Raw genomic sequence first — 14,204 nt, 5'->3', positions numbered from 1 at the left:
AAATAACATGAAAAAAATTATGCTTGGAACAATAATTTTAGCTGCTCCTCTCGCAACAATTAGTTGCAATAGTGTTTTTAATATCAAAGTTAATCAAGATTCTCTTGTTTGATTTACAACCGAAAAAAAGGTTGTTAATGGAATACCAAAAGAAATCAAAGTTCCTGTTCCACTCACAATTGACCAATACAAAGTTTTAAGTAAAAACGTTGACTTATTTGAAGGACAAACCAAATTAGAATTTCTAGATAATGACATTAAAATTTTTAAGGGAAGTGATAGTATTTTAGCTTCTAAAAATTCTAAATCCTTCAAAATTATAAAACCTCTTAATTTAAAAAGAGAATATGATGAAGAAGAGAATTATGAAAGTATATATGTTGGTGAAGATCAACAACAAAACTTTGACTATAATCTTTTATACAAGAAAATTGATTTTTACTTTAAAGATGAAACAGATTTTGGATATAAAAACTGACCTACATTGGAAAGTATTGTTTCCAAAATAGTCAGTGTTCAGCTAGGTGAATCATGAACACTAGCAATTCCAAATTTCATTCCAACTAAATGGATAAGGGCAAAATCGTGAATTAAAAATCAAGAACAAATTAGTTATTGAGAAGATATTATTTTATTCACCTTAAAAAGATATAATCTTCCTAAAATTAATAGAGTTAAAATTACTCCACTTGGATATGCAGAGTATGAAGCAACTACATTGCTAAGTACGCCAATTTTTAAAATTGACTTATTAGATAAGAACAACAAAAGTATAGTTTCTAAAGAAAATAGAGATAAGACATTCATAATTATTAATAACCAACTAGTTGATGCAACAGGCAAAAGTCCGATTAATGATTTTCTTAAAAAGAAGGATATTGAAACTAATTTTAAGGACTACAATTCTAAAATAGATTTTAATAATAATTTAAATATTAATGATGATGAAATATTATTTAATGAAATGGTAAATGTATATAAACCAACTGACGGAACAATGCTAAAAATGAAGAAAAATGAATTTTTTCTAGACTTAGACTATTATGAAAAATACTTGCACGAAAACTTCTACAAGAAGGCTACGGCAAAAGGATTTTTATGATTTGTCAAAAGGCACTTTGATAAGTATTATTTAAGTGTTCCAAAGCATATGCAAAAAGTTGATAAATCATATACAATTAAAAATATTGAAGATATAAAATTAGATGATAAATATTTGAATAATTCAAAAAGTATATTTAAAATAACATTTGAACGCGAAAAATGAAATGGTTCTAAATCTATCTGCCATATTTATTCAATTGATTTAAATCAACACTATCATACCTTCGATGGTTACAAAGTAACAAATGACTTAAAATTTACAGGTGTTGAAAAATATATATGAAATGAGAGTTTAGGTAAAACAGACAAACTTGAAATAACTAAATATATTGATCCAAATGAGTTTTTTGAAAAAACATTACTAAAATTACTGTCTCTTCAGGTTTATGAATTTGATGAAAACCTTTCTTTATTTGACGGATCAACAATGTCACAATATGAAGTGCACAACCTAGAAAACAATAATAAACCTATTACAGTTCTTGAATCTTATTTAGGATTAAGGATTTTTAAGTACTTGATTTCAAAATCAACAAATCCTGAAGATTGGATTGAAAATATTAAAGTTGAGTTTAAGGGTATATCAAATACAAACCCTGGAACCGCATTAATTAAAGTTGATTTCTTAGATAAAAATGGAAATTCAATGCTTAATCATACTAATCAAAATAAGCTAATTGAATGAAAAGGTTTTAAAGGAACGGATATGTCATCTATATATGAGCAAATGAAAAAATATAATATAAAAAGTACAAGTATTAGCGAAATATTAGAAAACAAAGATATTTCAAATCCTAATAAAATAATTAATTACTTTACATGAAAGGAATAATGTGAAAAATAAAAAATGATTTTTAATTAGTTCAACAATAACACCTATAGCCTTTCCTCTAATTTCCTCTTCGTGTTATTTAACAGATATAGATGAAGCAAAATTTCATAAATGAACAGATAAAGAAATTAGCAATTTTAAAGGTAATTTAAAGCATATAAAAGATGGTTCTATAAAAATTTCTTTTAGAAATGAAGTGTCTAAATCATACATAAATATGAAAATACTTAAAGACCTTGATGAAAGCAATAATAATCCAAAAGAATTTGAAAATGTATTTAGTAAAAATTTCCGAATATCTCTTGTTTATAATATGAAACATTTAGATCATGTTCACAATGAAACAACATCGGATATAATCAAATCATTTAAAGACGTAGGTGCTTTTATAATTAAATTTAACAACTTAGATAATTCAAATAAACTATTTAAAAAAGATCAAGAAAACGTATTAATATTTAATGTTGAGTTAGCCTCTGAACTAATTGATTTTAAAGACAATGACGTTAGAGAACCAATGTGTTTTTATAGAGGTTTACTCAAAATTAAACTTTATTAATTAAAAAACCAAATGCGTTTAATTAAACATTTGGTTTTTTAACATTTTTTTATCTTCTTAAATTTAGAAGTGACATTAAATTATCTAGATCCTTGATAATTTCTTCAGCTTCAGCTTCAGTTAACTTATCTGATATTAGACTTCTAAATGGTTTTAGTGCTTCGTCTATGATTTTATCAACATCTTGCTTTTGTTTTTTATCCAAATTTGAATAACCGTATTTTTCTTTCGCTGCATTAATGTAATCTTCAATTTTTGCTTCAACTTTTTCTTTCGGTGATTTTGTTCCACATGAAACTGCTAAAATAGGTGTTGCAGCAATAGCAAATGCTGATAATGAACCCAAAAATATTTTTTTCATTTTATCTCCTTTTACAATTGTTTTTAATATAAAAATAATACGTCAAAATTGTAGTGATCTTAATAAATAAATCATTTTTAAAAATTTACTAATAAAATATTTTGCACATTAAGTCATAAAAAATCCACATTGAATAATATGGATTTTAAATTAGGATTATTTTTAAATAAAGTAAATAACAAAAACAATTTTATGAAACACTATTTAAGTCTCATCTTGTATTAGTTTCATCTGCAATCATATAGTTGTATGAATGAGATTTCAACATTTGCGACAATGGTGTCGCACGATTAATTGCGGCTTGCTTATCATTTTCTTTAAATGTATAAATTGGTTTATATTTATAATTTAAATCAAATTCATGTTGATCATATCAATAATTACATACAACATTTCCAACTTCTGTATAATTAGTTTCAGCTAAATCAGATAATGTTGTGTGTTTTGAATTATTAATAAAATAATATTTTGATTCTCTTAAAAATTTTTCAGGCTTAGAATTAGGATTATGGTTTATGAATCCCAAATATCCTTGTTTATATTTTGCTTGTTCTTTAAAATTCATTAAATAATAATCACCCTTGTCTGCGGCCTCATACTTAAATGCCATATAGTAGTTAGGATAAACATCTCAATTAAAGGTAAATCCAATTCCAGGACCTGAATGATAACGTCAATAATCATATGCGTGTAGACTAAATAAAACTTGCATATTTGATAGGAAACGACTATCACTTAAAAATGAGTAATATCATGAGTGTTCAATATTCTTATTAAATAAATTAAATTCTCTCTTAAATTTATAGATAGAAGATTGCAATGCCATTTTTGAAGGGCCGTCACTATCTGAAGTTGCGAATGAAGAGAAAGCAATTCTTTCAAATTCTGGCTTTACAAATTTATAAACATCTGAACTAAAGTACACGAAATTTTGTGCTGCCATTTGTCTCATAATTACGCCAGAAGTTGGAACAACATGGCCGTTAGAATATGTAAACTCATCATTATGGAAATGACCTTGATCTTCAAAAACTGTGTTAAATAATGGGTTTGAAGTTAAAAAGGTTTTTCTTAGTTTATATCCACCTGAGTCAAATTTAGGATAATGAACTTTTTCGTTATTGTCTATAGCCCCATATAATGCAACGTATGGTGAAAAATCAGTATAATTACTTATTTCAGTTGTCTTTTTACCATCTGATTGTTTATAACCATATGTAGGTAATTTAGAATATAAAATAAATCTAACATTAGATCTAATTGCATCCATTGATTTATGGAATTCATTAGCTACATAATCAACAACAATATTGTTAGTTGAGATTTCTTTTTCACTCATAATTTTATCAAATGCAAAATCAATAACTTTATCTTGAAGTCTAATAAGTTCTTGCAATTCTTGCAAATCAGATTTTCATTTATATAGAGGATTTCCGTTAAAGTTTAATTTTTTGGTTTTATAAAGTCTATCATAAGAAGAATAGTGGCTAGGTTTTACATCAGTAAAATGCTTATAACCACTAGACGAACTTAATGAAGCTTCAAATTTATCATAGAATGGAAAAGTATTTCAGTTTAATTCTTGATATTTCTTTAAAGCATCTTGTTTTGAAAAATTATTTACATCAAATTTTAAAAATTCTTCTCTATTTTGTAAACCGTTAATTGTTTCAAATCTATTTTTATTTCATTCAAATCTTTTACCTTTTACAAGTGTTTTATAGTCATATTCGTTCTTTTTAGTTAAATAATATTTAAGTCCATATGTTTGAACATTATTTATACTATTGACTTTATTATATTTATACAATAAGTTGTTTAATGCATTTAAATTTTTACTTACATAATCAATATCATCATTAATTACAGATAAATCTAATTCATAATCGCTTGTGTACAAATCGCTAATTGATTTGTTTTCAATTAATTTTTTAATCTTGTCGTCTTTTAATAATTTAAAATACTCTGTTGATCTATTGTAAAACTTATTTGAAAAAGATTGGAGATTTGAATCTATTTTTGCTTCATTTCTAAATTCATTAGATTGATATATAAATGATGAAAACATTTGATATCATCTTGAAATAGCACCAGTATAAGACTTAACAAAAACTTGTCTTTCAGGAATTTTATCAATTCTATCCATTGACTCTTCAATGTTTTCGTAATCATTAAATTTATTTAATGCCTGAATGGTTACATTATTCAAAATGGTATCAATATAATTAGTAAATTCTTTTGCAATGTCATACTCTAATGGATTAATATTTTGAGATATTTCACTTAAGTCAAGTTTAAATTCATTTAAAGAAACTATAGATTCATACATTTTTTTAAAATTATCAATAAAATCATTGTATTTTTGATTTTTGTCATATGTTAAATTAATTGAATTAATAACTACGTTTCAATCATTTATAGAAGATACTAAATCATCTTTTTCGTTTTGAGTTATTTGTAAAACATCAACTGTTGTAATTTTATTTGTTTTAGTTTCAAATAAATTTTTAGCGTTCTCTATATCCTCGATAATTTTTTTAACATCCTTGAACTCATTAAAATGTTTCGCAGATCTTTTAGATTTATTTATCCCGTTATTATCTTCATAAAATTCTTTATTATTGATAGCATCAACAACTTTTGTTGAACTCGCGTTCATCGTGGCTTTAAAAATATCAAAAACTAAATCAGTCTTATCTTTAGCTTCTTTATTTTTTGCAATTATAAAATCAAATATTTTTGATAAATCAGTTTCACTTTCAATAAATGTTGAAGAAGGGGCAAGGTCGGATTGATTAAAAAACTGTCTCATAGATTCTAACGCTTGTTTTAAGTCATCGTTAGAAAAACCAGATTCACTAAATCCAAAGTTCATTTTTGCTTTTTCAAAAATATTAATTATTTCCTTACCTTTATTTGCTAAATTATTTTGTATATCTTTACTTTTTTGCGATAAATCATTAAATTTAGAAAAGATAAATACATTGTTTTTAAAAAAATCTTCCTTTTCATCAGCTATTTGATCCCAAGTTAATTTTTTGTTTTTTGAATCTAAACCAGTATTAATTCTTGCGAATTGATCACTAGTTTTAGTTATAACTGACTTCAAGTTTGCAATTTCCGCTCTTTCTATCCCCATTTCAACTAAATTATTAATTACTTCGCTATTATCAAAATACAATTTTATTAATTGTGAATCACTATTTAGTTTGGAGAAAACATTTTTAAAACTATTATTAATTTGAACAACCGAAATCGCTAAATTCTTAAAATCTTCTAATGAGTCATTAATATCTTTATCTTCACCTAATATATGTTCTTCATATTTTTTTAAATTCTCATATTTTTTGATAAACTCATTATTTATTTTGTTTTCGCCAAAATTAGATTTTGAAAACTTATTTAATGATAAACTATTAGAACTTTTGACGTTAGAATCAATTTCATTAATGAACTTTGATTTAGAAACAATCTTTTTAACCTCATCATCTAATAATTTTTTATAAGGAAGCTTTAATTTTTCATTTATAGCATTTGTTACATTTTTAATGTTTTCAAAATAGTATTTTAGCTCATTTTTAAAATTAGGATTACCTATATTTGCTCCAAGGTTATACTTTGAAACAATTGACATTTTATTATCAATATCTTCAAACTTATATTCATCTAAGTTTATGTCTTTTGCAACGCTTTCCTTAAATCCTTTTTTAAGCAAGTTTTTAAAATCCTTTAAGATTTCCTTATCCTCACCGGTTGCAGAATTAATTAAATTATTGAAAATAGAATTTATTTCTGATTGCTTATCTTCAAACTCTTTAATAGCTCTTTTATAACTTTTCACCTCAACATTCAACTTTTCAATAGAATCATTAAATGCTTTTCTATCCGCTTTTTTAAGTGCTATTGCTGTTCCGGTTAATGATGCTGCGGTAAGACCTGCTAGTCCAACACCGATTCAACCTATTTTTAAACTTTTTTTCATTGTTCCTCCTATAATATTGTCTATTATTACTTTACACAAATTTATTTTTTTAAAACATACTATTAATAAATATCAACTATACAAAAATAATCTAAAATCATCAAAAGCATAACCACCGAAATAATTGCAAATATAACTAAAAGAGTTCATATAAAGATTCTATTAATTAAATTTACTATTTTATCTCTTCTCTCAATGTCTAAATTATATCCATAGCCATTTTCATAATACAAATCTAGAATGCTAGAATCTTCATAAGCAACTAGTCCATATTCTGGATCTTGGTATAGTGCTAATTGATTTTCATCTTGATTATTAGCAGCTTTAATCATATTTCCATCATTGTAATAGTTTTGAGAATAATCTTCAAAAGGTATATTTTGATCTAGAAATTCATTGCCCATATCATTGTTTTCATTTTCTTGAGAATAATTAGTACCATTTTCATCTAAGTCATTATTTTTATCAAACATACTTGAATTCTCCTCTTCTGTTTTCATATTTCTTTCTGGATACGCATCATTGCCGTTACTTGCAATAAAGTAATCATCTATGTTCTTGTTAATACTTATAAAATCAGCTTCTTTTTTAGCTAACTCTTCTTTTAATAAATTAATTTTTTCTTTAGCTATATTTTCATTTTTTTCAAGTTCTCTAATTCTTAATTCAAGAGATGCTTTAATTGAGCTTAAATCAATGTATTCCGTAGTTTTCTTTCTTTTCGATTCAAATTCTTCAGGGAAATATGTTTCAATATCGCTTATAATTTCCGCATTTATTTTTTTTACCGTTTCTTTTAAAACTTTTTCTGAAACACTTCTTGATAAATATTGTTCATGAATCATAAATTCTTTACATATACCTTCATATGTATCACCGCCGTCAAATCCTGTTACTTTAGGTATGAATAATAATTTTTTATCATCGACATCTAGCGAATCATCTAAAAGAGTTGCTATTTGTCCACCAAATATTTTTTCTTCAGTTTGAAATCAAATATATGATTCATAGTTAAATTGTAAAAACCAATTTATAGCATCAGCTCTAGTTTCGAATCTTGCTAATCCATTCTTTACTTTAGGATGAATCAACAATCAAGGAAATCCTTTTGCTTTTCTTGGCTTATATAATAAATTTAGTCTTTTCATTTTAAATGTTCTCCTTTGAATTTAACCAGTTAAAAATATGTTTTGACTAATTAAATTGATTTATAGTGTAAATAGATAAAAGTTATATTTTTTTGAATTTATCTATATAAGTTATTCGTTATTTTTATTTTGATTTTTGATTATTTTAAATTAATAATAATACAAAAAAAATTTATATAAAATATTTTTTTTATATATAACCCTATAAAAAAGCGGGATTGGTAATTTTTAAAAAAATATAATATTTAAAACTCAATTTGTTGTATTTTTGCTCTTTAAACAAGTTTTAGCAAAAAAATAAAAGTATAAAAATATGCCTATATTTATTAAATAAAGACATATTAAGTATTTTTTTAAAAAATAAGTTATCCACAATTTTATTCAAAATAATAGCTATTTTAATAAGTATTAAAATAATTATAATAGATTTAATTACCTAAAAGATAGCTTAATTGAGGGTCTAAAATTAATGTTGCGTTTCTATGTTTTTGAAGAACTGAAGCTGGAACGTTTGGATCAAATCTGTCAGAAAATAGTATTCTCTTAACAACGTTTAATTTATCAACTCCTGATGCATAGACAACTAATTTTTTAGATGTAAATATGCCACCCATTCCAATTGAGAAAATAGAATTAGGAACTTGATTTTCAGGATTAGTTATTCAGCTTTTAATATTTTCCATTTGATAATTTTTTATATTTTGAATAGAAGACTTATCTGTTAATTTTTCAAAAGAATTAAGAAAACCTAATTCGCCATTTGGGCCTAATTCTAAAATAGCTAAATCAATTTTATTATTAGCTATTCTACCGTCATATTCATTATTATGAGCCATATTGAAAAGGAAAGGAATTATTTTTTGTTCATCTTTTATCTCTAGGGGGCTATAAAAATATTTATCTAAATATTGATATGCTGTGTTTGTATTTGATCAACTAACATTTTCAAATTCTTCAGTAGAGTAAAAAGTTGTTTTATTAAAACTAAGATCACCGCTTTGAAATGATGAAACAATAGCTTCATAAATTGGATGAAAATTATTTGAAGTATTTATAGCAAATGAAAAATCATTCTTTTCGCTAACTTCTTCTTTTAAAATCAATTGAATTAATTCTTGTAAATCTAATGAATTTTCTGTTTTTTCTAATTGTAATGGCATACTGTCACTCCTTTCATTTATTATTAACCAAGTTATTTAATTATATTAAACAATGACAATATAATTTAATTATATGTTATTTAGTATGAACCGTCCCATTCAAATTCATATCCTTCAATCCTTACTGTGTCACCTGGCAAAATACCTTTTTCAAGCAACTCATCCCAGATTCCCACATTTTTTAATGCATTATTGAAACGTAATAGATTGTCATAACTAACTAAAGGAATGCGGTTGTATATTTCTTCAATTTTAGGACCTTTAATTTCATAAAATCCTTCATATGGTTTTAATATTTCTCATTGTTTTTCTAATTTAATTTCAACAACTTCTTCATTATCTTCTTCAATAGGATTTAGTTTATTAATTTCAAGTAAACCTCAAAGTTCCTTACGAACTAGATCTAAATTGTTTTGCTTAAGAGCACTTATTTCAATTAATTTAACATTCGGATATTTAGAACTAAATTTTTTAACATTTTCTTTAAAGCTGGGTAAATCATTTTTATTAGCAATTACAAGTTGAGGTTTATTTTCTAATTTTAAACTATATGTTTTTAATTCACTATTGATGATTTCATAGTCTTTTATTGGATCTTTAGTGTCATCTCCAAAATCTATAATATGAGCTATAACTCTACATCTTTCAATGTGTTTTAAAAATTGAAAACCTAATCCTTTACCTAGCGAAGCACCTTTAATTAAACCTGGTAAATCTGCTATTGTAAAAGAATTGTCAAAATATTTTACTAAGCCTAATTGTGGCACCAAGGTAGTAAATTCATACTCAGCTACTTTAGCTTTAGCATTTGAAAGAGCGGATAATAAACTACTTTTGCCAGCACTAGGTTTACCAACCACGCCAACATCCGAAAGTACTTTTAAGACAATTTTTGCTTCGTATGTTTCACCTTTTGAACCATTTTCACAGATTTTTGGAGCGGTATTCTTAGCTGTTTTAAATTTATTGTTGCCACGACCTCCACGGCCACCTTCTGCAACTAAATATTCCTTTTCATCAAGGACATCGGCTACTATTTTGTTATCTTTATAAACAACGGTTCCAATAGGAACCTTAACATATACATCTTTACCAGCGGCGCCATATAAATTTTTAGGTCCCCCATTAACACCGTTTTCAGCTGTAATCTTTTTATTTCCATATAGAGTTAGTAAAGTATTCTTACCTGTGTCACCAACAAAATAAATATTACCTCCACGGCCGCCATCTCCACCATCTGGACCTCCGCGATCCACGTGAGCCTCTCTTCTAAATGAAATGATTCCATTCCCACCTTGTCCAGCTTGTAAAGTTATTTTAATTTGATCTATAAATTTCGCCATAATTATTCCTTTAAATAAATAGTTTGTTATTTTATTACTAAATATGTACTAATTATTACATATTTAATTATTTTCTCATGTTATTAAATATTTTTAGCAAAAAATAAAAATATCCAATTGCGGATATTTATATTTTAGAAGAATCTTGAAAGTGGATCTCAAGGTTCAATAATAATAGGTTCTTTATCACGAGCATCTAATATTTCCTGTGCAACATATTTTGGATTTAATATGAAACCAAAACAATACTCATTTAATCACTCATCACTCATTGAAAAGTAACCTTTTGCACCATTTTCATCGCCTCAAGAATTTTCAACTTCTCATTTGATTGGTTTATCATTCTCATCTAAATCAACACCTACTAAGGTCATAGCATGATTTGGCAACGATAATTTAAAATTAACTCTATCTTCTTTTGTTAAATTGTTATGAATTTTAAATGCTTCATCAATTTGATATATTTGTGCATCCATGATACCTAATTTTCTATCAATAAATGGTCCCATATCACAATCAAATCAAACAGGTTCACCATCTTTTAATTGCTTTATAACCGCTTCTTTGATTTGATTTAAATCGGCGTTTATAGAACTTAGCATTCTACCTTCAATAACCCCTTTAAAATGTTTTGCTACAAGCATTCTATTTTTAGGGTTTTCTTTACGTGGATCATCAACAACATTAATTAGTTTTTGATAGTCTAGTGAAGCATACTTTTCTAAAAATTCTAATGGTGTCACTTTACTAATTTTTTGGAATTTCTTATCTTTATCTCTGTACTCGAAATCAAATTCCTTTGGTGGTAAACCTAAAGACTTAGCACATATATCAAAAACACCTTGCAAGAATGTTTGTTTCATTTTACGTAATTCTTCAATAGAAACTTTGTTTTTTATAGCTTCTCTTAAATCTTTAGCAGCCGAAAGTAAATGAACTTTTAGGATACTAATTAATTCATATGTTTTTTCTGAGTTATATGTTTCAGGCATAACACTTTTTGGTACAACACCATATTTAGTTATTAAACCTTCAACTCATTCTCAATAACCACCATCTTCAGCGCCAAAATCAAGAAACATATCAAATAATCTATCTCCATAATTTAACTCAGGGTGTTCAATGATTAATTCTAAAAATACATTAGCCTTTTCCATCTTTTCTCAAAACATAACATATGCTTCTGAATATTCAAATTCTTCTACATTTAATTTATTTAATGTAATAGGTTTAAGAATGTTTAGCGCGGCAAAAATTCAACAACGTCCAGAGTTTTTTTGATCAGTAATTCCTGCTTTTTTTACTTCAACAGAAAACTCGTTATTATGAAATGCTTTAACATCGTTGTTATATGTTGAATTATAAACACCATTTTTTGTTGCAGCATTTTCAACAATTTTATTTTCTTTTTTCTTTAAATAACTTTTATAAAAAGAATCTATTGTCTTTTTTTCTATTTTCATTTTAATCTCCTTATATTACTTATTTGGCTTTTTTATAGGTAAATTAATAGTATTGTCTTCGAATTCCCTAATGGTTTTTGCCAAACCTGAATCCATATAATCATATCCTATATAATGGGCTTTGTCTTTTAAATTTAATTGTGAATTTGCCATTGCTATTAAAAAACCGGTTTCAGGAAGTGCACTTGCATCATTATCTGAATCGCCAATATGCACGCAGTTCTTAATATTAATTCCTAATAATTCTGCAACATGTTTATTGCCTTTACCTTTAGTAGCCTCAGCTGATGTTATTTCTAGTGAATATCCATGAGAAACTATTTGACAAGATAATGAAGGTCATTTTTCTTCAATAATTTCTTTTAATTCTTTTGTTTTTTCAATTGATAAACCAAATACTAAAAGTTGATTAACGTCTTGATTTTCAATGTTGATTTTAGAATATTTTTCTTTTGAAAATAATTTTTCCCAAGCGCGTTCATGTCAGTTAAATCTATCTTTAAAATATATAGATCCAGAACCGTTTATAATTATGTACAATTCTCTTAACATAAAATATTTTAATATTTCTTCAGCCAACTTATGGTCAATAATTTTCTTAATAATTATATTTTCATTATTATCTATAATTATCGCTCCAGTAGAGCAAACTGCATATGGAGCATTAATAGCTTTCATTAATTCGGGAACAAAACCTTTTGGACTTCTACCGGTTGATGGAATAACTGGTTTCAACTTTTGCAATTCTTTTAGATATTCAATATTTCCTTTTGAAATAGTGCCAGTTTCAGGATCATCCAAAAGCGTACCATCAATATCAATAAAATATCCTTCAATATTATTTATTTTCATATGGAATAATATACTATAATGTCTATAATTTTGCTTATAAAAAATGTGAAAAATATACCATATTTAATCACTTAAAAGACTTCTTTACTTTAACTAAAACATTTTATTTTATAAAATGAATATTACAAATACATTTTATTTTTAGAGAGGTAAATTATGAAAAATTTTGAAAAAATTAAGGATAATAAATATGACATAATAAAATTCTTTTTTGTTTATCATTGTTTGCCTTATAATCAAATTTTTTATGATGACATTATTAAAAAACTTAATGAAAATAAATATAATGATGACTTCTTTGTAGATAAGAACTTATTAAATATTAATTCACAAAAAGAAATTAAAAATTTTGCTAAAGGATTAGAAATAATTTGCATTTCAAACGATAAATTTAAATTAGAAAATCTAACACCTGAAATTCTTATAAGAGAATCTATTTTATTAAACTACATATTGCTAAACAATGTTGATAAACTAAAAGATAATGCTGGAATTTTAAGAGTTAAAAAGTCAAATAAAATATTAGTTACCGATGATATTAAAAATGAAAATAAATCTCAACCACCATTATTAATTAATTACCCAGGTTTATTAAAAGATATTAGTAATATAATGAAAATTTCTAAAAACAATATGGCTAAAATTTCTCTATTATCTGCTTACTTATTAAAAAATCAACTCTTTTATAACGGCAATAAAAGAATGACATTTCTTTTAACTAATAAGTTATTGATTAATAATGGTTTTGCTCCATATTTTGATCAAATGTTATTCGAACAGCAAAGCAGCGTCGCATCAAATAAAAGACTATTAGATGAATGAAATATTATTTCCTATATAAATAACATCTATAAAAAGTATCGAGGTGACAAAACAATTTTCGATGCAAAATTTAAACAAGATATCAATGAATTTATCAAAAATTATAAATTTATCAATGGAAATGATTTTAATCAGCTTGCTTCTCGAAAAATAAGCGAATATGAAAAGATTATGGAAGAAATTGAATCAATAAATACAAATTCTGGAGAACATATTATTTCGTTAAGTGAAGTTATTGAAAGCAAAGAATATAAATCATTGCTATCAAGAAAGTAAAAAAATAGCGCTAAATAAAAATGCTATTTTTTAAAATAGCATTCATCACTATGGCAAGAATTGTTAGCTTCAGTAAAATGTGGTTCACAATTAAAATAAAGAAATTCCACTTTGGCTTTTTTGCATTCAGGACAATACATTTCATTTTTTATGTAATTATCATATTTATCACATTCTTGATGACAAATTTTGCAAATCATATCTAATGATAAAAATTGATCACTAGATTTTATATAAACTTTATCAAATTTCATAATTCTCCTAATATTAAAGTTAGTTATCTCTTACTAATATATTATTAA

General features: G+C 25.4%; 11 protein-coding genes. 3 read left to right on the top strand and 8 right to left on the bottom strand.

From position 1 onward, the window contains the following. The first annotated feature begins 7 nt into the window (after positions 1-7). On the top strand, positions 8-1,936 hold the full coding sequence (locus JXZ90_RS00480) for an MAG3240 family lipoprotein (protein ID WP_205848446.1): 1,929 nt from the start codon (positions 8-10) through the stop codon (positions 1,934-1,936). A gap of 1 nt (position 1,937) precedes the next feature. After that, a complete protein-coding gene (locus JXZ90_RS00475) occupies positions 1,938-2,495 on the top strand; it encodes a hypothetical protein (protein ID WP_205848445.1) in 558 nt (185 codons plus the stop codon). 49 nt (positions 2,496-2,544) lie between these two features. Here JXZ90_RS00475 and JXZ90_RS00470 read toward each other — a convergent pair whose 3' ends face one another. The 7 genes from JXZ90_RS00470 to JXZ90_RS00440 form a co-directional block, all read right to left on the bottom strand. Beyond that, positions 2,545-2,856: a hypothetical protein gene (locus JXZ90_RS00470; RefSeq protein WP_205848444.1), complete on the bottom strand. Its 312-nt coding sequence runs from the start codon at positions 2,854-2,856 to the stop codon at positions 2,545-2,547. A 190-nt stretch (positions 2,857-3,046) separates the two neighbouring features. Next, a complete protein-coding gene (locus tag JXZ90_RS00465) occupies positions 3,047-6,838 on the bottom strand; it encodes a hypothetical protein (RefSeq protein ID WP_205848443.1) in 3,792 nt (1,263 codons plus the stop codon). A 62-nt stretch (positions 6,839-6,900) separates the two neighbouring features. Beyond that, positions 6,901-7,986 carry an MAG3090 family protein gene (locus JXZ90_RS00460; RefSeq protein WP_205848442.1) on the bottom strand — a complete coding sequence of 362 codons (1,086 nt, stop codon included), beginning with the start codon at positions 7,984-7,986 and terminating at the stop codon, positions 6,901-6,903. A 428-nt stretch (positions 7,987-8,414) separates the two neighbouring features. Then, entirely contained in the window at positions 8,415-9,146 is a 732-nt protein-coding gene (locus tag JXZ90_RS00455) for a hypothetical protein (RefSeq protein WP_205848441.1), read from the bottom strand. An 80-nt stretch (positions 9,147-9,226) separates the two neighbouring features. Beyond that, a complete protein-coding gene (gene obgE, locus JXZ90_RS00450; RefSeq protein ID WP_205848440.1) occupies positions 9,227-10,489 on the bottom strand; it encodes a GTPase ObgE in 1,263 nt (420 codons plus the stop codon). 134 nt (positions 10,490-10,623) lie between these two features. Next, positions 10,624-11,952: a C1 family peptidase gene (locus JXZ90_RS00445; protein WP_205848439.1), complete on the bottom strand. Its 1,329-nt coding sequence runs from the start codon at positions 11,950-11,952 to the stop codon at positions 10,624-10,626. Between the two features lie 15 nt (positions 11,953-11,967). Beyond that, positions 11,968-12,804, bottom strand: a complete 837-nt coding sequence (locus JXZ90_RS00440) for a Cof-type HAD-IIB family hydrolase (RefSeq protein WP_205848438.1) — start codon at positions 12,802-12,804, stop codon at positions 11,968-11,970. A 156-nt stretch (positions 12,805-12,960) separates the two neighbouring features. Here JXZ90_RS00440 and JXZ90_RS00435 point away from each other — a divergent pair, with 156 nt between their 5' ends. Further along, positions 12,961-13,902, top strand: coding sequence for a Fic family protein (locus JXZ90_RS00435; protein WP_205848437.1), 942 nt, complete (start codon positions 12,961-12,963; stop codon positions 13,900-13,902). Between the two features lie 23 nt (positions 13,903-13,925). On the opposite strand, the gene JXZ90_RS00430 is transcribed toward JXZ90_RS00435, so the two are convergent. Beyond that, positions 13,926-14,156 (bottom strand): hypothetical protein, encoded by a 231-nt coding sequence (locus JXZ90_RS00430; RefSeq protein WP_205848436.1) that lies wholly within the window; start codon positions 14,154-14,156, stop codon positions 13,926-13,928. Positions 14,157-14,204 lie beyond the last annotated feature (48 nt).

Origin of the sequence: Mycoplasma sp. Mirounga ES2805-ORL (assembly GCF_017084445.1) — a bacterium.
In the GTDB taxonomy this organism is placed as follows: Bacteria; Bacillota_I; Bacilli_A; order Mycoplasmatales; family Metamycoplasmataceae; genus Mycoplasmopsis.
This window is presented reverse-complemented; position numbering and strand designations above follow the sequence as displayed.